Origin of the sequence: Homoserinimonas aerilata (genome assembly GCF_006716125.1) — a bacterium.
GTDB classification, from domain to species: Bacteria; Actinomycetota; Actinomycetes; order Actinomycetales; family Microbacteriaceae; genus Homoserinimonas; species Homoserinimonas aerilata.
This window is the reverse complement of record NZ_VFOM01000001.1, coordinates 2096923-2119685: the sequence shown is the minus strand read 5'-3', so window position 1 is coordinate 2119685 and position 22763 is coordinate 2096923. Positions and strand designations below refer to the sequence as shown.

The window sequence follows — 22763 nt, the reverse complement described above, 5'->3', positions numbered from 1 at the left end:
AGGCGTGGACGGCGGTGCGGGGCCGGCGGGTCAGACGGGGCGCGCGGCGAGGCCGAAGTCTCGGGGGCCGAGCAGGGGCGGCAGCTCAGCGAGCCGCTGCAGCGCGTCGCGCACGGCGGCCGCATAGACGCGACCACCGGCATCGCCGGGGTGGATGTTGTCGCGGGCGAGCAGAGACGTCTGCGGTGCGATCGAGTCGCGCCAGTTGGCCAGCTCCACGTCGCGGTACTGCTGGGCGAAGGACGTGAGCGCGGTGTTGACCCCGTCGGTCCATGACCGGGCGGCGAAGACATTCACGAGCACGAGCTGATGCTCTGTTCCGAGTTCCTTGCGAACCTCGGCGAGGGCCTCGCGGTCGATCGGGCCGTTCGTGCCGAGCCCCAGCAGCACGGTGGGGCGCAGGGTGCCGGCCTCGAGGCGGGTACGGATGAGTTCCGGTGCGCTCGAGAACTGACGCGAGACGGTCGCGTCGATGTCGATGCCCGGGAACTCCTCCTGCAGCGATCTTGCCGAGGCGAGCATCACCGAGTCGCCGATGGCGGTGATCTGGTCGCCGGCCGGCAACGTCACGGGTTCCTCGTGCGCGCTCGGCGTATCGGATGCCTGGCCGTCGGCGGGTGGTGCGGAAGGCGCCGGCGTCGCCGATTCTGCGATCGCCTTCTGCCCCGCCTCGATCTGCGTCTGCACGGTGCCCGCCCCCGGGTCCGCGATGATGCCTGCGGTCGTCGCGGCACCGGCGCCCACCAGTAGGGCGACTGCGGCGATCCCGGCGACGGCCCGCAGCCCGCGGCGGCCGGTGCTGCTCTTCGGATGCCCTGCCGGGCCGGTCAGCCATCCGGGGAATGCCCGACGCCATCCGGCCCGTAGCGCGCCCCGGAAGCCGAGCCTCCTCACCGGCTGCTCGACGAAACGGTGGGAAGCGGCAGAGGCTGCCACAGTGATGACGAGGGCGATGGTCCCGAGAAGCCACGACGGCGCTGTGATGGCGGCCTCGTGCGGCAGTGCGGCGAGAAGCAGCACGTGCACCGGCCAGTGCCACAGGTAGAGCCCGTAGGAGCGTTCGCCGATCCAACGGAGGGGCTGCACGTCGAGCGCGCGACCGAACCAGGCCCCCGCGCCCGTGCCATCAGAGGGGGAGCCGTGTGTTGCCCCGAGCACGACGAGGACGCTGAGCAGGGCGACGATGACGAGGCCGCCCCGGTAGGTGGTGGCGGCATCCGCTGACAGCATCACGCCCGCAGCGATGATCCCGACAAGCGAGACTGCGCCTGCCCCCGCGAGGACCCGCCGCAGCCACGGGGCGGAGACGGGGGCCCGTGCGACGAGCAGCGCGAGCGCCGCGCCCAGCATGAGCCCGAAACTGTGGGTGTCGGTGCCGTAGTAGACGCGGGTGGGGTCGCCGAGTGGTGATAGCAGCAGCGCCATGCCCACTGCGGATGCTGCCGCAGCCGCGATCATGACCGTGATGCGGACCCAGGGTGCCCGGATGAGCAGCAGGGCCAGCAGCAGGAGCGGCCACAGGAGGTAGAACTGCTCCTCGACGGCGAGTGACCAGAGGTTGCGGAACAGTTCAGGCGTGGCCTGGTCGAAATAGCTCTGGCTGGCGGCGAGCGACAGCCAGTTGCTGCTGAAGGTGGCCGCCCCGAGCACCTGCCGGCCCAGCCCGACGATGACGTCACCGCCGATGGTCCAGGCTGCGGTGGCGCAGGCGAGCACCAGCAGGCCGAGGGCGGGTAGCAGGCGGCGTGCCCTGCGCAGCCAGAAGCGGCCCAGCCGGATGCGGCCGGCATCCGTGTGCTCGCGCAGCAGGAGCGCGGTGATGAGGAAGCCGCTGATGACGAAGAACACGTCGACGCCGATGAAACCGCCGTCGAGCGTGCCAGGGAACAGGTGGTAGGCGATGACGAGGAGCACGGCGATGGCACGCAGCCCGTCGAGTCCCGCGAATCTGGCGGGGGCGGAGGGCTGTGGCGGTGCCGAGGTGTCAGCGGGGGTGGGGGAGGTCTTCATGGGCGCACATCGATGCTCCCCCGAAGTGTGCGGGCGGTCAAGTCGAGCGGGCGGTGCGCCGACTCGTAGACTCGGTGCGTGGATTCGACGGATGCCGGGCGCCCCGATGGCGAGGAAGAGCTGACGCGCATCCGTCTGAACATCGCCTATGACGGCACCGACTTTCGGGGCTGGGCGCACCAGCCGGGTCTGCGCACGGTTCAGGGCGAGATCGACAAGAGCCTCGACATTCTGTTCCGCCGCCACCTGCCCCTTCCGACGCTCGTCGTCGCGGGCAGGACGGATGCGGGGGTGCACGCGACCGGTCAGGTCGCCCATGTCGATCTGACGGCAGAGCAGCTCGCTTCCCTCGACCGCCCCCGCGGCTCGCGCAGGGCGGGGCGCAGCGGTGCGGTGCTGGATGCGGAGACCTCACCTACGGAGACAGCTGCGGCGTCCCTGGCCCGCCGCGTCAACGGCATCGCGGGTCTGGAGAGCGATGTGCACATCGCATCGTCGACGTTGGCCGCGCCGGGTTTCGACGCCCGCTTCTCTCCTGTCTGGCGCCGCTACGAGTACAGGATCGCCGACCGGGGTGCGCCCAGGAATCCGCTCGAGCGCAATCGGACGGTCTGGTACCCGGCGGCGCTCGACCTGGACGCCATGAACACGGCGGCGGACGAGCTGCTGGGCCTGCACGACTGGGCGGCGTACTGCAAGCCGCGGGAGGGCGCGACGACGGTGCGCACGCTTCAGGAGTTCTCATGGCGGCGCGACGAGGGCGGCGTGCTGGTGGCGACGGTGCGGGCGGATGCGTTCTGCCACAGCATGGTGCGTTCACTGGTCGGCGCGTGCGTCTCGGTGGGGCAGGGGGCGTTGCCCGAGCGCGGTGCTGCACGTATCCGCGACGAGCGCGTGCGCGGCAGCGAGTTCAAGGTGATGCCGGCGAAGGGGCTGACGCTCGTGGAGGTCGGCTACCCGCCGGACGACGAGCTGGAGGCGCGGGCGACGCAGACGAGGGCGCGACGGGATCCGATCGACTGAATTGACCGGGGCGGATGCTTCGGCTAAAGTTGATCCTTGGTGTCTGCGACTCTGTGCGCAGCGCCCGACTGAGCCCTCCACCGGCCCTGTTCTCGCGTCATCGATGCGACAACACGCCCCCGGAGCGGGATTCACGAACACCTCACTCGATCGAAGAAAGCAGCACTACTGTGACGCGCACCTTTTCTCCCACGCCCAAGGATGTCGAGCGTAACTGGCTCATCATCGACGCGACCGATGTCGTACTGGGCCGTCTCGCCAGCCACGTGGCGGTCCTGCTCCGCGGCAAGCACAAGGCGACCTTCGCTCCCCACATGGACATGGGCGACTTCGTCATCATCATCAACGCCGACAAGGTCGCGCTGACGGGCTCCAAGCTCGCTCAGAAGAAGGCCTACCGTCACTCCGGTTACCCGGGCGGCCTCACGGCCACCACCTACTCGGAGCTGCTCGAGAAGCACCCGACGCGCGCCGTCGAGAAGGCTGTTCGCGGCATGCTGCCGAAGAACTCGATCGGCCGCGCCCAGCTCGCCAAGCTCAAGGTCTACGCAGGCCCCGAGCACCCCCACGCTGCACAGCAGCCCACGACCTACACCCTCGGCCAGGTCGCGCAGTAGCGCCGGCCGTAAGAAATAAGGATTCCCAACACAATGGCGAAGATCTCAGACTCCATCGACCAGGCCGAGCTGGCTACCGAGGGCTACTCGACCGAGACCCCCGCGTCGGAGGCCCCCAAGGCTCCCCGTGCCGTGCTCAACGTTGCGGGTGCGGCCGTCGGCCGTCGCAAGCAGGCCATCGCGCGCGTTCGTATCGTTCCCGGAGGCGGCAGCTTCACGGTGAACGGCCGCGAGCTCGCGGACTACTTCCCGAACAAGCTGCACCAGCAGCTCATCAATGACCCGTTCAAGGTTCTCGACCTGCTCGGCAGCTACGACGTCGTCGCGAAGATCACCGGTGGTGGCCCCTCCGGCCAGGCCGGTGCGCTGCGCCTCGCGATCGCCCGTTCGCTGAACGAGATCGACCGCGAGAACAACCGCCCGTCGCTCAAGAAGGCCGGCTTCCTCACTCGTGACGCTCGCGTCATCGAGCGCAAGAAGGCCGGTCTCAAGAAGGCCCGCAAGGCTTCGCAGTTCTCGAAGCGCTAGTCCGCGCTTCGTCATGGCACGACTCTTCGGCACCGACGGTGTCCGCGGCCTCGCCAATCAGGACCTCACGGTCGAGCTCGCCCTCGGGCTGGCTCAATCGGCCGCTGTGGTCCTGGGGCAGGGTCGCGTCGCCGACGGCCGGAGAGCATCCGGTCGTCGCCCTGTCGCAGTCATAGCCCGCGACCCCCGTATCTCAGGTGAGTTCATCGCCGCCGCAGTGGCGGCGGGGCTCTCGAGTTCGGGGGTCGACGTGCTGGATGCGGGGGTCATCCCGACCCCGGCCGCCGCGTTCCTGATCAAGGACATCCGCGCAGACTTCGGCGTGATGATCTCGGCCTCGCACAACCCGGCCGACGACAACGGCATCAAGATCTTCGCAGTCGGCGGCACCAAGCTGCCCGACATCGTCGAAGATCGCATCGAGCAGTCGTTCACCACGGGGCGCAAGCTCGCACCCACCGGTGTCGAGGTGGGGCGCATCCGCCGCTTCGCCGACGCCGAGGATCGCTACGTCGTGCACCTGCTGTCGACGCTTCCCGCTCGGCTCGAAGGCCTGCACATCGTGCTCGACTGTGCGCACGGCGCCGCATCCGGGGTCTCACCGCAGGTGTTCACGGATGCGGGTGCCCGCGTGACCGTGATCGGGGCCGACCCCGACGGGTACAACATCAATGACGGCGTCGGATCGACGCACCTCGACAAACTCGCTGACGCGGTTCTTGCGCACGGCGCCGACCTGGGTATCGCCCACGACGGCGATGCCGACCGCTGCCTCGCCGTGGACCACGAGGGTCGCATCGTCGACGGTGACCAGATCATGGCCATCCTCGCGCTCTCCATGAAGGAGCGCGGGCTGCTCAAGGACGACACCCTTGTGGCGACCGTCATGAGCAACCTGGGGCTGCGTCTTGCCATGGAGCAGCACGGCATAAAGATGGTGCTCACCGCTGTCGGCGACAGGTATGTGCTCGAGGCGCTGAACGAGAACGGCTATAACCTCGGCGGCGAACAGTCCGGGCATGTGATCATGAGCGACTACGCCACGACCGGCGACGGCATCCTCACAGGGCTGCACCTGGCCGCCGAGCTCACCCGCACGGGCAAGACCCTCGCGGAGCTGGCCACCGTCATGACCGTCTACCCGCAGGAGATGATCAACGTGCGCGGCGTCGACCGGGAACGCCTCGCCGGCAGCGCCGAGGTTGCGGCTGCCGTCGCAGAGTGGGAAGCGAAGCTGGGCGACAACGGCCGCGTGCTGCTGCGCCCCTCCGGCACCGAGCCGATGGTGCGCGTCATGGTCGAAGCGGCCGACGAAGAGACGGCGAAGCGCGCCGCAGAAGAACTCGCCGAGGCGGTACGCACGCACCTCGCGTGATGCTGCACGGGACCCCGGCTTCGAGACGAGCGCCCGAGGAGTGCTCCCTCAGCCGGCGGAGCTTGCGCGAGGCGAGCCGGCGAGCTCAGATCTTGCGGAGCAGAACCTCGTGCACCCGGTGCTCAGCGTTCTTGCGTAGAACGAGGGTGGCCCGCGATCGGGTGGGCAAGATGTTCTCGCTCAGGTTGGGCAGGTTGATGCGGCTCCAGATGTCGGCCGCGGTCGCCCGCGCCTCCGGTTCACTCAGCGTCGCGTAGCGGTGGAAGTATGACTGCGGGTCGGAGAACGCGCCGCGCTGCAGCTTGAGGAAGCGCTCCTCGTACCAGCGCGTGATGTCCGCTGTTCTGGCGTCGACGTAGATGCTGAAGTCGAACAGGTCGCTCACGGCGAGCTTGCGCCCGGCGCGCGGAGGCTGCAGCACGTTGAGACCTTCGACGATGAGGATGTCGGGGCTTCGCACCACCGCCTCAGCGCCGGGGATGATGTCGTAGTTGAGGTGAGAGTAGACAGGGGCGCGCACTTCGGCCACCCCGCTCTTCACCTGGGTGATGAAGCGCAGTAGGGCCCTGCGGTCGTACGACTCGGGGAATCCCTTGCGGTCCATGATGCCGCGCCGGTGCAGCTCGGCGTTGGGCAGGAGGAATCCGTCGGTGGTGAGCAGGTCGACGCGCGGCGTCGACTCCCAGCGGGCGAGGAGCATGCGCAGCAGGCGGGCGATCGTGGACTTGCCGACGGCGACGGAGCCGGCGATGCCGATCACGAAGGGGGTGCGCGGCGAGCGTTCGCCCAGAAACGAGCTTGTGGCGGCGTGCAGCTGGCGCGTGTTGACCGCATAGAGGTTGAGCAGTTTGCTCAGCGGAAGGTAGACATCCGCCACCTCATCAAGTTCGAGGGCGTCGCCGAGACCCCGCAGTCCGACGAGATCGTCGGGGGTGAGTGGCAGTTCTGTGGCGGGCGCGAGTGCGGCCCATTCCGCCCGTTCGATCTCGAGGAAGGGCGTGCTGCCGCCTGCGGCGTTGGTGGGGTCAGACATTGCGAGAATCATATCCGGATGACTGATGGCCTTTTGTGCAGCGGGGGTGTCGTAAAATCGGGCCTATGTGTGGAATCGTGGGTTACGTCGGCAATGACAAGAGCATCGAGGTACTGATGGGTGGCCTGCGCCGCCTCGAGTACCGCGGCTATGACTCGGCCGGCATCGCCGTGATCGATGATTCGGGGGCCGTTGGCACCCGTAAGAAGTCGGGCAAGCTCCAGGAGCTGGTCGATGAGCTGGCGGAGCATCCGCTCGGCAACGGGCGCACGGGCATCGGCCACACCCGCTGGGCGACGCATGGCGGCCCCACCGATGGCAACGCGCATCCGCATCTCGGCGACGACGGCAAGCTTGCCCTCATCCACAACGGCATCATCGAGAACTTCGCTGAGCTCAAGCAGGAGCTTCTCGACGAAGACCCCGACACCGTGTTTCTCAGTGAGACGGACAGCGAGGTCGCGGCACTGCTCGTGGGCCGCGCCTATCGCGAGAAGCGTGACCTCGCCGAGGCGCTGCGCTCGGTCGTCGACCGCCTGCACGGCGCCTTCACCCTGCTGGTGATGCACCAGGATCAGCCGGGTGTCGTCGTCGGCGCCCGCCGCAACTCTCCGCTTGTGATCGGGCTGGGTGACGGCGAGAACTTCCTCGGCTCCGATGTGGCCGCGTTCGTGGAGCACACGCACCGCGCGATGGAGATCGGCCAGGACCAGCTCGCCATCATCACGACCGACAGTGTCACCGTCACCGACTTCGATGGCAACCCGGTCGTCGCCAAGGAGTTCGAGGTCGCCTGGGATGCCTCCGCCGCGGAGAAGGGCGGCTGGTCGAGTTTCATGGTCAAGGAGATCACGGAGCAGCCTGAGGCTGTCGCGAAGACGCTGCTCGGCCGCGCCGTTGATGGCGAGGTGCACCTGCAGGAGCTTGAGGCTATCGGGGCGGATGCTCTGAAGGATGTCGAGCGCATTGTGATCGTCGGCGCGGGAACGGCCAACTATTCGGGCCTGCTCGCCAAGTATGCGATCGAGGCGTGGACCCGTATCCCCGTCGAGGTGGAGCTGTCGCACGAGTTCCGCTACCGGGATCCGATTCTCACGCCCAACACGCTCGTTGTGTCGATCAGCCAGTCGGGCGAGACCATGGACACGCTCATGGCCGTCAAGTACGCCAGCGAGAATGGCGCACGCACGCTCTCGATCTGCAACACGCAGGGCGCGACGATCCCGCGCGAGTCGGATGCCGTCGTCTACACGCATGCCGGCCCCGAGGTCGCGGTTGCGTCGACGAAGGCGTTCGTCGCCCAGGTCGTGGCGCTGTACCTTCTGGGTCTGCATCTGGCGACGGTGCGCGGCAGCATGTCGGCCGCGGCGATCGCCGATGTCGTCGAGGATCTGCAGCAGCTCCCCGAGCAGATGGAGACCGTGCTGAAGCAGCACGAGACGATCACCCAGCTCGCCGGCTGGATGGCGGACACACGTTCGGTGCTGTTCCTGGGGCGCCATGTCGGCTTCCCTGTCGCCCTCGAGGGTGCGCTCAAGCTCAAGGAGATCGCCTACATCCACGCGGAGGGCTTCGCGGCCGGCGAGCTCAAGCACGGGCCGATCGCGCTGATCGAGCCGGGCGTGCCCGTGTTCGTTGTCGTGCCGAGCCCGCGCGACCCCGATTCGCTGCACAAGAAGGTTGTCTCGAACATTCAGGAGATCAGGGCCCGCGGTGCACGCGTGCTGGTGATTGCCGAGCAGGGCGATGCGGCGGTTCTTCCGTACGCCGATGTGGTCATCCCGGTGCCGCTGGCGTCGAAGTTCATGGAACCGTTGCTGGCGGTCATCCCGCTGCAGATCTTTGCGCTTGAGCTGGCGAGCGCCAAGGGGCTCGATGTGGATCAGCCGCGCAATCTCGCCAAGTCGGTCACGGTCGAGTAGCTCGCCGTGATCATCGGCATCGGCGTCGATCTTGTCGACCTGGCTCGTTTCGAGCGGGCGGCGAGTCGTACGCCGAGACTTGTCGAACGCTTGTTCGCTGAGAGCGAACAGGTTCCGGATGGCCGGAGGCTGTCCCTGAGATCGCTTGCGGCCCGCTTCGCCGCCAAGGAGGCGCTCATCAAGGCGATCGGCGACTCCGACGGCATGCGCTGGCATGATGTACGCATCGTGTCGAATGAGCTGCGCAACCCCTCCTTTGAGTTGAGCGGGCGGATCGCGCAGGTCGTCGCAGAACACGGCATCACCAGGCTGCACCTGTCGATGAGCCACGACGCAGGGGTCGCCGTCGCCTACGTCGTGGCGGAGGGTGACCCCCGATGACCGGACTCATGCGCGAGGCATCCATCGACCTGTCGGCGATCAGCCGCAACGTCGAGACGCTGCGGGCCGCCGCCGGCACGGCGCACACGATGGCCGTCGTGAAGGCGCGCGGCTACGGCCACGGCGCCGTCGACGTGGCGCGTGCTGCTCTTGCGGGAGGTGCCGACTGGCTGGGCGTCGCAGACATCCGCGAGGGGCTCAGGCTTCGGGCCGCCGGTATCACGGCGCCCATCCTGGCCTGGCTGCACGACCCTGCGGAGGACTTCGAGGGCGCACTCGCCGCCGGGCTTGAGATCGGCGTCAGCTATCTCGCCCAACTGGAGCGGGTCGCCGCGGCCAGTGGCACCGCGAATGTGCACATCAAAGTCGACACGGGCCTCGGCCGCAACGGCGTCGAGAAGCGGCAGTGGCGCTCGGTGTTCGAGGCGGCCGCCAGGCTCGAGCAACGCGGTGCCATCCGCGTGCGCGGGCTGTTCAGTCATCTCGCCAACGCGGGGCGGCACGAAGACCTGCGGCAGGTGGCCGAGTTCGAGCAGGCCCTGCAGCTGGCGGCGGATGCGGGGCTCACGATCGAGCTGCGTCACCTGGCGGCGACGGCTGGCGCCCTCGCCGTGCCCGAGGCGCGCTTCGACATGGTGCGCCTCGGCATCGGAATCTACGGGCTCTCCCCGCTGGAGGGCCGCACCTCGGCCGAGCTGGGCCTCGTGCCAGCGATGCAGTTGAGCGCGGCGATCGCCTCGGTCAAGCGCGTGCCCGCCGGGTCGGGGGTGTCGTACGGGCTCACCCATCGCACCGATCGCGAGTGCACGCTCGCGCTCGTGCCACTCGGTTACGCGGACGGCGTGCCGCGGGCCGCATCCAACAGGGCGCCCGTCAGTATCAACGGCTCCACCTACCGGGTGGCGGGCACCGTGGCGATGGACCAGTTCGTGGTCGACCTGGGCGACGACACCGTGAGCGTGGGCGACCGTGCGGTGCTGTTCGGCGACCCTGCGGACGGCGTGCCCTCGGCGGACGACTGGGCCGAAGCATCCGGAACCATCAACTACGAGATCGTGACCCGCCTGGGCGGGCGGATCGAACGCACATGGGGCTGATCGCGCGGCTCACGATCGAGACGCCTGAGCGGATGGGCGAGCTCGGTGCCCGGATCGCCCGCGAGCTCGGGGCGGGCGATGTGGTCGCCCTCAACGGCGAGCTCGGGGCGGGCAAGACGACGTTCACGCGCGGGCTCGGCGAGGCCCTCGGCATCCGTGGCGCCGTCACGAGCCCCACCTTCGTTCTGGCGCGCACCCATCCGAGCGAGTCGGGAGGTGCGCCGCTCGTGCACGTCGACGCCTACCGGCTGTCGCATCCTGCCGAGCTCGACGATCTCGACATCGACTTCGACGGCTCGATCGTCGTCGTCGAATGGGCGGCCGGGATGCTCGACGCCGTCGCCGAGGAATGGCTCGACATCACGATCGTGCGGCCCGTCGGCGGCGAGGAGTCGGAGGAGGGCGTCGAGCCGCGCCTCGTCACGGTGCAGGGGCACGGCGCGCGCTGGGCCGAGCTTAGGCTGGACTGATGCTGCTCTCGATCGACACCTCCGCAGGCACGAGCGTCGCCGTCGTGGACCGCGACCGCGGCGTCATCGCCGAGCACTCCGAGGCCGACACCCGCCGCCACGCCGAGGTCATCGGTGAGCTCATCGTGCTCTGCCTGGCCGATTCTGGCGTGCTGGTAACCGCTCTGTCTGGTGTCGCGGTGGGCATGGGCCCCGGCCCGTTCACGGGGCTGCGGGTCGGTATCGCCGCGGGCCGGGCCTTCGCGCTCGGCGTAGCAAAGCCCGCCGTGCGCATCGTCAGCCATGACGCGATCGCCTACGGCCACTACTCACGCGGAGCATCCGGCCCGCTTCTGGTGGTGACGGATGCGCGACGCCGCGAGGTCTACTGGAGCGCCTACTCGGGAGCAGACGAGCAGGGTCTCCCCGTGCGCGTGGCGGGGCCGGGTCTGTCGCGGCCCGACGACCTCGGCACGCAGCTGTCAGCAGAGTTCGCCGCGAGCGGCTTCGCCCGCATCGACGCCGAATCGGTTTCGGCAGGCGACGCCGGCATGCTCGCCGAGACACTCTTCGCGAACGGCCGCGCCTTCGCCGGCCCGGAGCCCCTCTACCTGCGCTCACCCGACGTCACCCCGTCGGCGGGCCCGAAGCGCGTCAGCTGATGGCCTGGCTGCTGCGGCGAGCATCCGTCGCCGACCTGCCCGCGATCATGGCGCTCGAGACGTCGACATTCGGCAGCGACGCCTGGTCTGCTGAGGCGATGCGCTCCGAGCTGGCGGGCGCACACACGCACTACCTCGTGGCCACGCCCGAGGGCTCGGATGCTGTTGTCGCGTACGCGGGCCTGCTTGCGCCCGCCTCCGCGCAGCAGGCAGACATCCAGACGATCGCGGTCGCGCCCACCGCCCGCCGCGGCGGCCTGGGGCGCACGCTCATGCTGCAGCTGATGGCGGAGGCGTTCAGCCGAGGCGCGCGGGAGATGTTCCTGGAGGTGCGCGCCGACAACCCGGGCGCACAGTCGCTGTACGAGCAGCTCGGCTTCGAGCAGATCGCCGTGCGGCCCCGCTACTACCAGCCCGACGGCGTCGACGCCCTCATCATGCGTGCACCGCTGAGCGAGCCGCGCACCTCGCTGGTGGAGCCCGTGCCGCCGGCCGCGCCGATCACGGCGACCGCCCCCGGGGAGCCCGTCAGCACATCCGGGGAGCCTGCCGGAGCATCCGCGGCCCTGACTGACCAGCCCGACCCGACAGCAGAAGGAGCCTCATGAGCGCCGAGCCCATCGCATCCGCGGCGCCGTTGGTGCTCGGCATCGAGACCAGCTGCGACGAGACCGGCATCGGCATCGTGCGCGGTAGCGAACTGCTCGCGAACGTGATCGCCTCCTCGATGGAGGAGCACGCTCGCTACGGTGGCGTCGTGCCCGAGATCGCGGCGCGGGCCCACCTGGAGGCGTTCGGCCCGACCATCACGGCGGCGCTCGCCGAAGCGGGCGTCACACTGCAGGATCTCGACGCGATCGCCGTCACAAGCGGGCCGGGCCTCTCCGGGGCGCTCATGGTGGGGGTGGGCGCGGCGAAGGCGCTCGCCGTCTCGCTCGACAAGCCGCTCTACGCCGTCAACCATCTGGTCGGCCATGTGGGGGCGGATGTCATCGGCGGCGAGGCGGTCGAGTACCCGACCGTGGCGCTGCTCGTCTCCGGAGGCCACACCTCTCTTCTGCTCGTGCGCGACCTCGTCTCCGATGTCGAGCTGCTCGGCGAGACGATCGACGACGCCGCAGGGGAGGCCTTCGACAAGGTCGCCCGGTTGCTCGGCCTGCCCTACCCGGGCGGCCCCGAGATCGACCGCGCGGCCATCGGCGGAGACCCTGCCGCGATCCGCTTCCCGCGAGGGCTCAGCCTGCCCAAGGACATGCAGAAGCACCGCTACGACTTCTCCTTCTCCGGCCTCAAGACGGCGGTCGCGCGCTGGGTCGAGCAGAAGCGCGACTCTGGCGAAGAACTGCCGGTGGCGGATGTCGCGGCGAGCTTCAGAGAATCGGTAGTCGACGTTCTCGTGACCAAGGCGATCGCCGCCTGCCGTGACCTCGGGGTTCCGCGCCTGCTGCTGGGCGGCGGGGTCGTCGCGAACGCCCGCCTGCGCCAGGTGGCGGAGGAGCGCTGCGCGGCCGCCGGGATCGAACTGCGCATCCCGCCGCTGACCCTGTGCACCGACAACGGGGCCATGATTGCGGCGCTCGGTGCGCAGCTGGTGGCTGCCGGGCATCCACCGTCTGGGCTCGGATTCGGGGCAGATTCGACCCTGCCGGTCACCAGCATCCAGGCGTGACCGCGTCTTTCGGTGGTTGTGCGAGAATTGACACCCCCTCGGGGGTGGTGCCACGATGGGCAACGCCGCTTTTACGACAACCAGCCTTAAGGAGACATTCACATGTCTGACATCACGCCCCCCGCGACCCCGGAGCCCACGCCCTACAGTGCTGCTCCCGCCGCTCCCGCCGCAGGCGCCCCCGCGAAGGCGCCCGTGCTGAGCATCATCTCGCTGGTCGCCGGCATCATCGGATTCCTCGGCGGCGCGATCGTGATCCTGCCCTTCATCGGCTCCGTGCTGCAGCTGTTCTTCCCGGCCGCCGCCGTTGTGCTGGGCTTCCTCGGCAAGAAGAAGGAGCCGCAGGCGGCCAAGGGTCTCTGGCTCACCGGCATCATCCTCGGTTTCGTCGGTCTGGCCATCGCGCTCCTCGGCTTCATCCTCTGGGGCGTCGCGTTCGCGGGCGCAGACTACAGCTCGCTCGAGAACCTCTCCTACTGATCCGCTTGTGCGGATGATGGGCCCCGGTCGATGACCGGGGCCCATTCTTCTTCCCTCCCGCGGGCCACAGGCTGTGGCGGCGTGCGCGGACAACTGGAAGGATGATCGCATGTCCTCCACCGAGCCTGACGAGACGCCGTCCGTTCCTGTTCCTCCTGCTGCGCCCGAAGCTCCTGCCGCGCCGGAGCCCCCTGCCGCGCCCGCCTACGGGGCGGCGCCCGTCGCAGCCGCTCCTGCGGCTCCCGCTCCCGCTGCCGCTCCTGCCGCAGTGCCGTACGGCGCTGCCTACGCCGCCCCCGGCCCCATCGAGCCGCGGGCCCTCAGCATCACCGCGATGGTGTGTGGCATCGTCGGCGTCGTGCTGTCGTTCTTCTGGCTGGGCTTCCTCCCGGCGGCCGCCGCGGTGGTCTTCGGTCATATCGCGCAGCGTCGTGAGCGGGCGGCGAAGCCGTTCTGGCTGACGGGCATCATCACGGGGTATGCGGGCATCGCGATCTCACTGCTGTGGGGCCTCGTCGCGCTCGTCCCGATCCTGTTCGCCCTGTTCTTGATTCCTGCCGCCATCACCTACTCCTGAGGTGCTCCGCGCGGCTGTCGTTCAGTCGCGCCGCGCCAGCAGGGCCACACGTCGACCGGCCACCCTCGTGAGCACGAGGGTGGCTGTGCCGTCTCCGCGCAGCGAGAGCCGCTTGCGGAACGCGGCCGGGTCGATGTCGACGCCGCGTTTCTTGATCTCGAGCGTGCCGATGCCGCGCGCGCTCAACTCCCTGCGGATGTGTTTCTCGTCGAGAGGCATCCGCTCGATCACCTCGAAGCGGGTGGCGAAGGGCGTGTCGATCGCCGCATCCGCCGTCAGCCAGGCGATGTCGTCGCTCACCATCGTCGCGCCGAGGCTGCGGGCGAGATCGCCGATCAGGCGGGCTCGGATGACGGCGCCGTCGGGCTCGTAGATGTAGCGCCCCAGCGTGCCGACTTCGACGTCAGGGCTGTCGCCGGGGGCGGTCAGCTCGTCGCTGCCGCCATCTGAGCGGATGATGAGGGCTGAGCGCCGGATGCCGGGGCGCGCGAGGGCGCCGAACCAGACTCCCAGCTCGACGACGTCGCGGTCGACCGACACCCACTGGGCCTCAGCATCCTCTGGGATGAGCCCGCGGTCGATGCCCGGCCCCAGTTTGACGCCGACGGGCATCCGTTCGGCGAGGCCGAAGGCGAAGTCGAGAGACGGCGACCAGTCGTGCGGGTCGCGCAGCCTGCCCTTCTCGCTGCGTCGGGCCGGGTCCAGCCAGGCGGCGTCGTAGCCGGCCAGGTCGAAATCCTCTGCCGCGGAGTGGACGACGGATGCGTTCGGCCACGGCGCCAGATTGTAGGAGGCGACAGCGGCGGTCACCTCGTCGCGTTCGACGCCGGTCACGGTCAGCTCGATTGCGGCCATGGCGAGCGCATCCGCGCCGATGCCGCAGCCGAGGTCGACGATGCGGGTGGCTCCGGCCGCCCTGAAGCGACCGGCGTGGCGGGCGGCGACGCCGAGCCGGGTGGCCTGCTCGAGGCCGGCCTCCGTGAACAGCATGCGCTCGGCGAAGGGGCCGAACTTGCTGACCGCCCTGGCCCGCAGCTTCGACTGGCTGAGCACTGCGGCCACAAGGGCGGGGGAGTGCCCGGCGGCGCGCAGGGTGGCGACGGCCTTGACGACGTCGTCCTTCGACTCGTAAGCGGGCAGCGAGTCGAGCAGTCGCAGCCCCTCGGGGGTGAGCAGTTCGACGAGCTCGGCGGCATCCATCCCCCCATTATTCAGGGCAGCCCCGTCGAGTACGCCATTCGGATGCCCTGGGCTGGTTCCGAGAGCCGGATGGCGTACTCGAGCAACCAGCGGCACCGCCACGTTGGCACTCGGATTGCGAGAGTGCCAGTGCGGCGGGTACAGTTGTTCTGGCACTCACCTAGTGAGGGTGCCAACCCAGATTTTTTCCCGCACTTCAGAAAGAGGTAGGCCGTGTCGGTTTCCATCAAGCCGCTCGAGGATCGCATCGTTATCAAGCAGGTCGAGGCCGAGCAGACGACTGCATCGGGTCTTGTCATCCCTGATACCGCCAAGGAGAAGCCGCAGGAGGGCGAAGTTGTCGCCGTCGGCCCCGGTCGTATTGACGACAACGGCAACCGCATCCCCCTCGACATCGCCGTTGGCGACAAGGTGATCTACTCCAAGTACGGCGGCACCGAGGTCAAGTACGGCGGCGACGACCTGCTCGTGCTCTCGGCTCGCGACGTGCTCGCGGTCGTCGTCCGCTAGGCGACGCCCCCACGTTCAACCAGCACCCGCTCGGCTTCGGCCGGGCGGGTGCTGTCGTTGATGCGCGCGACGGATAGCATTCACAAGTGACACCGTCTCCCAGCGCCCCAGCCGGCCCCGTCGCGGCCCCGCCGCGCAGATCCGGGCTGCTCTTCGCCGTCGGCGCCTACGGCCTGTGGGGCGGGATGCCCGCCTTCTTTCTGCTGTTGGCCCCGGCGGGCGCCTTCGAGATCGTCGCGTGGCGCATCCTGTTCACGCTCGTGTTCTGTGCGCTGCTGCTCACGGTGACGCGCAGTTGGCGCAGGTTCGCGGCGATCGTGCGGCAGCCGCGGCTGCTGTTCCTCATGGGGCTCGCGGGCGCGTTCATCTACGTCAACTGGCAGGTGTTCGTGTTCGCGGCCCTGCACGGGCAGGTGCTCGAGACCTCGCTCGGCTATTTCATCAACCCGATCTTCACGGTGGTGCTCGGCGTCGCGTTCCTGCGCGAGAAGGTGCGGCCGCTGCAGTGGGTGGCCATGGGGTTCGGCGTGATAGCGGTGCTCGTGTTGGCGTTCAACTACGGGGAGTTCCCGTGGATCTCGCTCACGCTGGCGACGTCGTTCGGCCTGTACGGCCTCATCAAGAAGCTGGCGGGCGCCCGCGTCGATGCGGTATCGGGGCTGACACTCGAGACGATCTGGCTTGTGCCCGTCGCTGTGGCCGTGCTGCTGGTGGTGTCATCGACCGACGGCATCGTCTTCGGAACAGCCGGAACGACCCATGTCGTCATCATGGCGCTCTCGGGGGTCATCACGGGTGTACCGCTGCTGCTCTTCGCTGCGGGGGCCCGGCGCCTGCCTCTCGTGACGATGGGCATGATCCAGTATCTGGCCCCGGTGCTCACCTTCGTCTTCGGCGCGTTCATCCTGCACGAGGCCATGCCGCCGGAGCGCTGGGCCGGCTTCAGCCTTGTGTGGTTCGCGATCGTGCTGCTCACGACCGACATGCTCGTGCAGGGGCGGCTGTCTCGCCGTGCCTTACCGCAGCTGGGTTGATTCGTCGGTAGTCTTCCTCTTGGTTCGCGGTCGTGTCGGTTTCGACGGCATGGGTCCGGCACTCGCCGGGCGAGAGGGCGAGAGGAGCGACATGAGACGGATGCGTGTGGTCGCCTGCGCGGCTGCGGTCGTTATCGCCCTCGGCCTGAGTTCGTGTACGAGCGAGGAGATGGTCCTCCCGACGAGCTCTCCGTTGCCGAGCCCGCCACCGGCATCCGGTGACGGTGTTCTGCGCATCGGCACCCTCTTCGCCACGAGCGGCGATGCCGCCTATCTGTCGCCCGCGCAGGTCGCCGGGGTCGAGCTGGCCGTCCGCGAGGTCAATGAGGCGGGTGGTGTGCTGGGCAAGCCGGTCGAGGTCTTCCACCGCAACTCCGGTGAGGCGGCAACCCAGCAGGCGGAGGAGTCCTTCGCGCAGCTCGTGGAGAAGGGCGTCGACGTGGTCATCGGGCCGTCGTCGTCTGTTCTGGCCGAGCGCATCCTGCCTCTCGCGATCGAGGCGCAGGTGCTGCTCGTGTCGCCCGCCGCATCCGCCCCTGTTCTCACGGGCCTGGCCGACGAGGGGCTGCTCGCGCGCACGGCACCGTCTGCTGCGCTGATGGGCGGCGTGCTCGCCGACGCGATCGTCGCAGACGGGGCAACGGATGTCGCGGTCATAGTCGGCGCAGACGACAGCAGCAGTGCGGTCGCAGAGACGTTCACGGCCGCGCTCGCCGCCGCAGAGGGCTCCGTCGTCGCTCAGGAGCAGCTCGGCGACGCCGCAGCCGTCGTCGACGCTGTGGCCGCGGCGAAGCCCGACGCCGTGCTGCTCGCCTCCGGCTTCGAGGCGATGGAACAGAACGTGGCCATCATCACGGCGCTCACGGATGCCGGCCTCGGCGGCTCGAAAGTGTGGCTGGCCGGAGGTGCGCTCGCTGACTACTCGCAGGCGCTGCCCGGCGGCGTGCTCGAGGGTGCCAGGGGAGTACTCGAAGGGGCGGAGGCCAACGAGGCCTTCGCCGCGCGGCTCGCCGCCATGGACCCCGCGCCGAACGACACCCGCTACGCCGCGGAGGCCTACGACGCCACCATCCTGGCGGCGCTCGCCGCCACCGTCGCAGGAGACGACGGCGGGCCCCTGCTCGCCTACATGCTGCCCGGCGTCAGCGGCGACGGCATCAAGTGCATGAGCTTCGGCGAATGCCTCGACGTGCTGAAAACGCAGGACGACATCGACTACGACGGCGTCTCCGGGCCCATCGCGCTCGACCGAGCGGGAGACCCCACATCTGCCCACTACGGCGTCTACGCGTACGACGCGGCCAACAGATTTGCGTGGACAGGGCAGCTCACCGCGGATTGAGCATGTTACCGCCCCGTAACACGCAGGTATTGTGCGGGAGCCGTGGGGGCAATACCGTGGCAGCACGGCAGTACCCTGCCGTGTGCTGTAACCACGTTTCGAAACACAAGGAGCAACATGAGCGTTTTCGCTAGAGGCAAAGCCTCCCGCTCACTGACTCGCAAGGCGACACTCGGGGGACTCGCAGTCCTCGGCGTCTCCGCCCTCATCCTGAGTGGCTGCGCATCGACCGACGAAGGGACCGGTGGCAATGGAGCCGAGAGCCCGTCTGCATCCGACGCGCTCGACATCGCATCGGGCGAGCGTGACCTCACCCTGAAGATCGGCACCCTGCTGCCGCAGACCGGTGGTCTGGCATTCCTCGGCCCGCCCGAGGAAGCCGGCGTCGCTCTCGCGGCGAAGGAGATCAACGAGGCAGGCCTCGGGATCCAGGTCGAGGTCGTCTACGGCGACTCGGGTGACCCCGACAACAAGGCGTATGCCACGACCGTCCCGAACCTTCTGGGACAGAACGTCTCGGCGATCATCGGTGCCGCGGCATCCGGTGTCTCGAAGCTCGTGATCGACCAGATCACGGCAGCCGGCGTCGTGCAGTTCTCGCCGGCGAACACCTCGCCGGACTTCACCAGCTGGGATGACAACAACCTCTACTGGCGTACTGCGCCCTCCGACCTGCTGCAGGGCGAGGTGCTCGGTAACCTGATCGCCGACGACGGCGCCAGCACGCTGGGCATGATTGTGCTCAACGACGCATACGGCACCGGGCTGCAGAAGGTCACCAAGGAGACCTTCGAAGCTGCGGGCGGAACGGTCGTAGCCGAGGAGATGTTCAACACCGGCGACACGAACTTCTCGGCACAGGTCTCGGCCGTCGTCGCAGAGGACCCCGACGCCATCGCCCTCATCACCTTCGACGAGATCTACACGATCGCGCCTGAGCTGGCCAACGCGGGCTTCGACATGTCGAAGGTGTACCTGGTCGACGGAAACCTGAAGCAGTTCGGCGACGACCTGCCCGCGGGAACCATCACCGGTGCGAAGGGAACGACCCCCGGCCCTGTGCTGGAGGACGACTTCGAGCAGCGCCTGAGCGACGTTTACCAGTCGCCGGTGCTGGGTGGCACAGAACCGCTGTCTGACTTCAGCTACGCGGCCGAGTCGTACGACGCGGTCATCCTGCTGGCGCTGGCGGCCTACGCGGCCAACTCCGTCGAGGGAACCGACATCGCCAAGTACCTCCGCCAGGTCTCCGGCGGCACGGGCGACGGTGAGAAGGCGACCGACTTCAAGAGCGCCGCGACCATCCTCGCGGATGGCGCGCAGGTCGACTACGACGGGTACTCCGGCGGAGTGAAGTTCGACGAGCACGGCGACCCGACCGAGGCGACCATCGGTATCTTCCAGTACGGCGAGGACAACCTGCACAAGCGCATCAACTAGTCGCAGCAACGGATGAGGGCCCCGGCGGAATTGAACTGAACCCCGAAAGTTGGAGCCGCTATTAAGCGGTGAGTTCAGTTTATTGTGGGGGCAGCGAAAGGGACTGATTCTGACTTAGCGTCAGAATCAGCCCCTTTTTGCTTTACACGAAGAGCGTGGCCTTCGTGACGTCGTGGTCGTGAGTTCGTTGCGTTCGCGTCTGAATGCCTCGCTGAGCGCAAGGATCCCTTCGGCACACTCGTAGTCGACACCCTCCGCGCGCTGTTGCACGGCAATAACGGCGTTGATTGTTACCTCATCGCCGGCGGAGCACACGCTTCTCAGCCACAGCAGCCCGCTGTGTTTGCGACCTCCGTCGATTCGCCGCCCGGCTCTGTCGAGTCGGCTGCACAGTTGGCCTCGGCTTTGTCTGGACCGGCTGTCGTGCAGCAGCTGCTGGATTCAGTGTTGAGATCGGTGGAGCACACACCTGTCTCGGGGAGCACTAGCTGGACGATGCGGGCGGCGGCATGGTTGCCGGCGAGTTCATCTGCGATGGAGCGCACCTGCTCGTAGCCGGTGAGGAGGAGGAATGTCGGCGCGCGACCGTAGCTTTTCATTCCGGCGATGAAGAAGTTCGGTTCAGGGTGTGCGAGCTCTGCGACGCCGTGCGGGTACACCGTTCCGCAGGAGTGCTCGTTCGGGTCGATCAGTGACGCAAGTGCTCGTGGGGCTTCGACTACCTCGTCCAGCGAGATGCGGATCTCGCGAAGCATGTCGAGGTTGGGGCGGAAGCCGGTTGCGTTCACAACGATGTCTGCGTCGATCTTCGTCGGCTCGCCGCGGCGTCGGCCGGTGATGGTCACGCGTCCGTTGTCGGCGGGGGCGAGGCGGTCGATCTCGAAGCTATCCAGGAGGGTAACTGCGCCTGAGGTGACGAGTTCGTGTGTTGCGGATCCGAGCTGCCCGCGGGCCTCAAGTTCGTCGGCCGCGGAGCCGTAGACGCGGGTGGGGCGGGCGCGACGGATGACCCAGGTGACGGTGGTGTCCGGTTCCTCCTTTGCCAGGGTCGCGAGCTTCAATAGGGTGTTTGCGGCAGAGTGTCCGGCACCGACAACGACGACGTGCTTCCCGGCGAACCGTTCACGCTCTCGACCCAGGACGTCGGGGAGTGCGTGGCTCAGATTCGCCTCAACTGATTCGCTCCCGGTTGGGTTGAGACCGTTGGAGCCGAGAGCGTTTGAGGAACCGTAGGTGCCGGAGGTATCGATGACCGCCCGGGCAAGCATCTCGTCAGTTCCGTCCGGGCCGTCGATTCGCAGCTGGAAGGGGGCGGAGGCGCGGCCGACCGAGCGGGTGCGGTCCATGCCTTGGCGGGTGACATCGGTGACACGGTGGCGATAACGGATGCGGGGGGCGAGTTCGGGTGTTGCAGCGAGCGGGGCGAGGTATTGCTCCACGAGGTCACGCCCGTAGGGCAGCTTGTGGGCCGGTGGTGCGTCCCAGTTCGCCGTGTCCAGGAGGCGGGCTGCTGCTTCGTCTACGAGGTATTCCCACGGGGAAAAGAGGCGGGTGTGGCCCCACTGGGTGATCGCGGATCCTGCGGTCTCGCCCGCTTCGTAAATGATGACGTCGACGCCTCGCTCGAGAAGCTGGGCTGCGGCGGCAAGGCCGACGGGACCCGCGCCGATGATTGCAACGGGAAGTCCGTTGAGGCGAGCATCGGAAGTGCGTGGGGGGACGTTCAGTGTCATCGTCATGATGGGGTGGTCTTTCAGATTAGGCAGATACGGCGTTCTCGAGGATGGAGGCGTCGGGCTGGGGATAGGCGGCGAGTGCGTGTGCCGTGAGGTAATGCTCGGTGTCTTGGGCGGCAGCGCACCCGGTGCCGGCTGCGGTGATCGCTTGGCGGTAGCGGTGGTCGACGAGATCTCCGGCAGCGAAGACCCCGGGGATGTTGGTTTCGGTAGTTGGGGAGCTGACGCGCACATAGTTCTCGGCGTCGCGATCGATTTGACCGGCGACAAGCTCGCTGCGTGGATCGTGGCCAATAGCGATGAACAACCCGGTCGCGGGGAGGAGTGACTCTTCTCCGGTCACGGTGTCGCGGAGGCGAAGTGTGTGGAGCTGGTCCTCGCCAAGCGCTTCCACCACTTCGCTGTTCCAGCGGACGGTGATCTTGGGGTTAGCTAGCGCGCGGTCCTGCATGATCTTGGATGCACGCAGGAAATCGCGCCGGTGGATGAGGGTGACGCTGGTGGCGAAGCGGGTGAGGAACATGGCTTCTTCCAGGGCGGAGTCTCCACCTCCGACGACAGCGATGTCTTGGCCACGGAAGAAGAACCCGTCGCAGGTAGCGCACCAAGACACTCCGTGGCCGGTAAGTTTCTCCTCTCCCGGAACGCCGAGTTTGCGGTAAGCAGACCCCATGGCCAGAACCACAGAGTGCGCGGAGTAGGTTTCCCCGGCGCCGGTTTTGACGGTCTTGGGAGACGCAGTGAGGTTCAGCTGTGTGGCGTCGTCATAGATGATCCGCGCCCCGAATCGTTCCGCTTGAAGGCGCATGTTCTCCATCAAGTCGGGCCCCATGATGCCGTCCGGGAAGCCGGGGAAGTTCTCCACCTCCGTGGTGTTCACGAGCGCTCCACCGGCCTCGACGGAGCTTGTCAGAACGATCGGGTTCAGTCCTGCTCGAGCAAGATAGATTGCGGCGGTGTAGCCGGCAGGGCCTGAGCCGACAACGATGACGTTTTCAGTCGCGTTCATGCGGGGAGATCTTTCGGGGTGACGCCGAGCTCCTGGAGGAGTTGGAGCACGTTGCTGCGGATGGTGTCGCGCACTGCTCGCACCTCGTCCAGTTCAAGGCCTGCGGGGTCGGTCAGTTCCCAATCTTGGTATCTGGTCCCTGGATAGACGGGACAGGCGTCCCCGCACCCCATGGTGATCACGACATCGGCGGCTTGCACCACATCATCCGTCAGGGGCTTGGGGAAGGCCTCGGACATATCGAGACCCAGCTCTTCAATTACCGCAATGACCGCAGGGTTCAGCTCTCCGATTGGTGCGGATCCTGCAGAGCGAACGTGGACGGCCCCTCCGGAGAGAGCGTTGGTGAGAACGGCTGCCATCTGGGACCTGCCGGCGTTCTGTTCGCAAACAAACAGCACCTCGGGGACCGGGCTCTCGATCGCACCCTTAGCTTGGGCAAGTGCGGTGAGGCGGTCGCTGGCGAACCGTGCGGTATTGGTAGCCAGATGGGTCTTCACCGTAGAGGTTCGGAGTAGTCCGGTGTAGGACTCGAGCACATACCGTTCGACCGTTTCCGGGTTGAAAACTCCGGCATACTTTTCCGCCAGCTCGGCGGCAAGACGCTTGAGGTAGTCCTCCGGGTAGGCCAGCCCCGGCATTGCCTTTCGGCCGGCAACGTTGATCATG

At 67.9% G+C, this 22763-nt stretch carries 23 protein-coding genes; 17 read left to right on the top strand and 6 right to left on the bottom strand.

The genetic code is table 11. The annotated features are described in order from the left end of the window. Positions 1 to 30 precede the first annotated feature (30 nt). Positions 31 to 2010, bottom strand: coding sequence for an acyltransferase family protein (locus FB562_RS09940; protein ID WP_141880965.1), 1980 nt, complete (start codon positions 2008 to 2010; stop codon positions 31 to 33). 78 nt (positions 2011 to 2088) lie between these two features. Here FB562_RS09940 and FB562_RS09935 point away from each other — a divergent pair, with 78 nt between their 5' ends. The 4 genes from FB562_RS09935 (at position 2089) to glmM (ending at position 5553) form a co-directional block, all read left to right on the top strand. Further along, positions 2089 to 3033 carry a tRNA pseudouridine synthase A gene (locus tag FB562_RS09935; RefSeq protein WP_185740510.1) on the top strand — a complete coding sequence of 315 codons (945 nt, stop codon included), beginning with the start codon at positions 2089 to 2091 and terminating at the stop codon, positions 3031 to 3033. Positions 3034 to 3203: 170 nt separating this feature from the next. Next, on the top strand, positions 3204 to 3650 hold the full coding sequence (gene rplM / locus FB562_RS09930) for a 50S ribosomal protein L13 (RefSeq protein ID WP_141880964.1): 447 nt from the start codon (positions 3204 to 3206) through the stop codon (positions 3648 to 3650). Between the two features lie 33 nt (positions 3651 to 3683). Continuing rightward, positions 3684 to 4178 carry a 30S ribosomal protein S9 gene (rpsI, locus tag FB562_RS09925; RefSeq protein ID WP_141880963.1) on the top strand — a complete coding sequence of 165 codons (495 nt, stop codon included), beginning with the start codon at positions 3684 to 3686 and terminating at the stop codon, positions 4176 to 4178. 13 nt (positions 4179 to 4191) lie between these two features. After that, the gene (gene glmM / locus FB562_RS09920; RefSeq protein ID WP_141880962.1) at positions 4192 to 5553 is read left to right on the top strand and encodes a phosphoglucosamine mutase; all 1362 of its coding nucleotides are present in this window, start codon (positions 4192 to 4194) and stop codon (positions 5551 to 5553) included. Between the two features lie 85 nt (positions 5554 to 5638). On the opposite strand, the gene coaA is transcribed toward glmM, so the two are convergent. Further along, a complete protein-coding gene (gene coaA, locus FB562_RS09915) occupies positions 5639 to 6586 on the bottom strand; it encodes a type I pantothenate kinase (protein ID WP_246081422.1) in 948 nt (315 codons plus the stop codon). A 65-nt stretch (positions 6587 to 6651) separates the two neighbouring features. On the opposite strand from coaA, the gene glmS reads away from it, so the two are divergent. The 9 genes from glmS (at position 6652) to FB562_RS09870 (ending at position 13823) form a co-directional block, all read left to right on the top strand. Next, positions 6652 to 8508, top strand: a complete 1857-nt coding sequence (glmS, locus tag FB562_RS09910; protein ID WP_141880960.1) for a glutamine--fructose-6-phosphate transaminase (isomerizing) — start codon at positions 6652 to 6654, stop codon at positions 8506 to 8508. A gap of 6 nt (positions 8509 to 8514) precedes the next feature. Next, positions 8515 to 8889, top strand: a complete 375-nt coding sequence (locus FB562_RS09905; RefSeq protein WP_141880959.1) for a holo-ACP synthase — start codon at positions 8515 to 8517, stop codon at positions 8887 to 8889. Beyond that, entirely contained in the window at positions 8886 to 9986 is a 1101-nt protein-coding gene (gene alr, locus FB562_RS09900; RefSeq protein ID WP_141880958.1) for an alanine racemase, read from the top strand. The genes FB562_RS09905 and alr overlap by 4 nt, the downstream gene beginning before the upstream one ends. Next, on the top strand, positions 9977 to 10456 hold the full coding sequence (gene tsaE / locus FB562_RS09895; RefSeq protein ID WP_221625375.1) for a tRNA (adenosine(37)-N6)-threonylcarbamoyltransferase complex ATPase subunit type 1 TsaE: 480 nt from the start codon (positions 9977 to 9979) through the stop codon (positions 10454 to 10456). Before alr ends, tsaE begins: the two co-directional genes overlap by 10 nt. Further along, positions 10456 to 11097: a tRNA (adenosine(37)-N6)-threonylcarbamoyltransferase complex dimerization subunit type 1 TsaB gene (gene tsaB, locus FB562_RS09890; protein WP_141880957.1), complete on the top strand. Its 642-nt coding sequence runs from the start codon at positions 10456 to 10458 to the stop codon at positions 11095 to 11097. Before tsaE ends, tsaB begins: the two co-directional genes overlap by 1 nt. After that, entirely contained in the window at positions 11097 to 11705 is a 609-nt protein-coding gene (rimI, locus tag FB562_RS09885; protein ID WP_141880956.1) for a ribosomal protein S18-alanine N-acetyltransferase, read from the top strand. The genes tsaB and rimI overlap by 1 nt, the downstream gene beginning before the upstream one ends. Then, a complete protein-coding gene (gene tsaD / locus FB562_RS09880; protein WP_141880955.1) occupies positions 11702 to 12766 on the top strand; it encodes a tRNA (adenosine(37)-N6)-threonylcarbamoyltransferase complex transferase subunit TsaD in 1065 nt (354 codons plus the stop codon). Before rimI ends, tsaD begins: the two co-directional genes overlap by 4 nt. Positions 12767 to 12868: 102 nt before the next feature. Then, a complete protein-coding gene (locus tag FB562_RS09875; RefSeq protein WP_141880954.1) occupies positions 12869 to 13246 on the top strand; it encodes a hypothetical protein in 378 nt (125 codons plus the stop codon). Between the two features lie 109 nt (positions 13247 to 13355). Further along, complete coding sequence (locus tag FB562_RS09870; RefSeq protein ID WP_141880953.1) at positions 13356 to 13823, top strand: DUF4190 domain-containing protein; 468 nt, start codon at positions 13356 to 13358, stop codon at positions 13821 to 13823. Positions 13824 to 13844: 21 nt separating this feature from the next. Here the strand turns inward: FB562_RS09870 and FB562_RS09865 are convergent, their stop codons facing one another. Beyond that, a complete protein-coding gene (locus FB562_RS09865; protein ID WP_141880952.1) occupies positions 13845 to 15023 on the bottom strand; it encodes a class I SAM-dependent methyltransferase in 1179 nt (392 codons plus the stop codon). Between the two features lie 213 nt (positions 15024 to 15236). Between FB562_RS09865 and groES the strand changes: the two genes are divergently transcribed. The 4 genes from groES (at position 15237) to FB562_RS09845 (ending at position 19349) form a co-directional block, all read left to right on the top strand. After that, a complete protein-coding gene (gene groES / locus FB562_RS09860; RefSeq protein ID WP_141880951.1) occupies positions 15237 to 15533 on the top strand; it encodes a co-chaperone GroES in 297 nt (98 codons plus the stop codon). An 86-nt stretch (positions 15534 to 15619) separates the two neighbouring features. Beyond that, the gene (rarD, locus tag FB562_RS09855; RefSeq protein ID WP_141880950.1) at positions 15620 to 16567 is read left to right on the top strand and encodes an EamA family transporter RarD; all 948 of its coding nucleotides are present in this window, start codon (positions 15620 to 15622) and stop codon (positions 16565 to 16567) included. Positions 16568 to 16658: 91 nt separating this feature from the next. Continuing rightward, positions 16659 to 17909 (top strand): ABC transporter substrate-binding protein, encoded by a 1251-nt coding sequence (locus tag FB562_RS09850; protein ID WP_185740509.1) that lies wholly within the window; start codon positions 16659 to 16661, stop codon positions 17907 to 17909. A gap of 117 nt (positions 17910 to 18026) precedes the next feature. Further along, on the top strand, positions 18027 to 19349 hold the full coding sequence (locus tag FB562_RS09845; RefSeq protein ID WP_141880948.1) for an ABC transporter substrate-binding protein: 1323 nt from the start codon (positions 18027 to 18029) through the stop codon (positions 19347 to 19349). Positions 19350 to 19669: 320 nt separating this feature from the next. On the opposite strand, the gene FB562_RS09840 is transcribed toward FB562_RS09845, so the two are convergent. The 3 genes from FB562_RS09840 to FB562_RS09830 are packed head-to-tail and all read right to left on the bottom strand — an operon-like array spanning position 19670 to position 22762. Further along, positions 19670 to 21088 (bottom strand): FAD-dependent oxidoreductase, encoded by a 1419-nt coding sequence (locus FB562_RS09840; protein WP_141880947.1) that lies wholly within the window; start codon positions 21086 to 21088, stop codon positions 19670 to 19672. Between the two features lie 19 nt (positions 21089 to 21107). Next, positions 21108 to 22094 carry a thioredoxin-disulfide reductase gene (gene trxB, locus FB562_RS09835; RefSeq protein ID WP_141880946.1) on the bottom strand — a complete coding sequence of 329 codons (987 nt, stop codon included), beginning with the start codon at positions 22092 to 22094 and terminating at the stop codon, positions 21108 to 21110. Next, complete coding sequence (locus FB562_RS09830; protein WP_141880945.1) at positions 22091 to 22762, bottom strand: arsenate reductase ArsC; 672 nt, start codon at positions 22760 to 22762, stop codon at positions 22091 to 22093. Before FB562_RS09830 ends, trxB begins: the two co-directional genes overlap by 4 nt. Position 22763 lies beyond the last annotated feature (1 nt).

What these genes read in the sequence shown, in the direction of transcription:
- trxB (WP_141880946.1), bottom strand. Translation starts at nt 22,094, where the DNA reads ATGAACGCGACTGAAAACGTCATCGTTGTCGGCTCAGGCCCTGCCGGC.
- FB562_RS09875 (WP_141880954.1), top strand. Translation starts at nt 12,869, where the DNA reads ATGTCTGACATCACGCCCCCCGCGACCCCGGAGCCCACGCCCTACAGT.
- coaA (WP_246081422.1), bottom strand. Translation starts at nt 6,586, where the DNA reads ATGTCTGACCCCACCAACGCCGCAGGCGGCAGCACGCCCTTCCTCGAG.
- FB562_RS09845 (WP_141880948.1), top strand. Translation starts at nt 18,027, where the DNA reads ATGAGCGTTTTCGCTAGAGGCAAAGCCTCCCGCTCACTGACTCGCAAG.
- FB562_RS09940 (WP_141880965.1), bottom strand. Translation starts at nt 2,010, where the DNA reads ATGAAGACCTCCCCCACCCCCGCTGACACCTCGGCACCGCCACAGCCC.
- alr (WP_141880958.1), top strand. Translation starts at nt 8,886, where the DNA reads ATGACCGGACTCATGCGCGAGGCATCCATCGACCTGTCGGCGATCAGC.
- glmS (WP_141880960.1), top strand. Translation starts at nt 6,652, where the DNA reads ATGTGTGGAATCGTGGGTTACGTCGGCAATGACAAGAGCATCGAGGTA.
- rimI (WP_141880956.1), top strand. Translation starts at nt 11,097, where the DNA reads ATGGCCTGGCTGCTGCGGCGAGCATCCGTCGCCGACCTGCCCGCGATC.
- glmM (WP_141880962.1), top strand. Translation starts at nt 4,192, where the DNA reads ATGGCACGACTCTTCGGCACCGACGGTGTCCGCGGCCTCGCCAATCAG.
- tsaE (WP_221625375.1), top strand. Translation starts at nt 9,977, where the DNA reads ATGGGGCTGATCGCGCGGCTCACGATCGAGACGCCTGAGCGGATGGGC.
- tsaD (WP_141880955.1), top strand. Translation starts at nt 11,702, where the DNA reads ATGAGCGCCGAGCCCATCGCATCCGCGGCGCCGTTGGTGCTCGGCATC.
- rpsI (WP_141880963.1), top strand. Translation starts at nt 3,684, where the DNA reads ATGGCGAAGATCTCAGACTCCATCGACCAGGCCGAGCTGGCTACCGAG.
- tsaB (WP_141880957.1), top strand. Translation starts at nt 10,456, where the DNA reads ATGCTGCTCTCGATCGACACCTCCGCAGGCACGAGCGTCGCCGTCGTG.
- FB562_RS09830 (WP_141880945.1), bottom strand. Translation starts at nt 22,762, where the DNA reads ATGATCAACGTTGCCGGCCGAAAGGCAATGCCGGGGCTGGCCTACCCG.
- FB562_RS09850 (WP_185740509.1), top strand. Translation starts at nt 16,659, where the DNA reads ATGAGACGGATGCGTGTGGTCGCCTGCGCGGCTGCGGTCGTTATCGCC.
- FB562_RS09840 (WP_141880947.1), bottom strand. Translation starts at nt 21,088, where the DNA reads ATGACGATGACACTGAACGTCCCCCCACGCACTTCCGATGCTCGCCTC.
- FB562_RS09865 (WP_141880952.1), bottom strand. Translation starts at nt 15,023, where the DNA reads ATGGATGCCGCCGAGCTCGTCGAACTGCTCACCCCCGAGGGGCTGCGA.
- FB562_RS09870 (WP_141880953.1), top strand. Translation starts at nt 13,356, where the DNA reads ATGTCCTCCACCGAGCCTGACGAGACGCCGTCCGTTCCTGTTCCTCCT.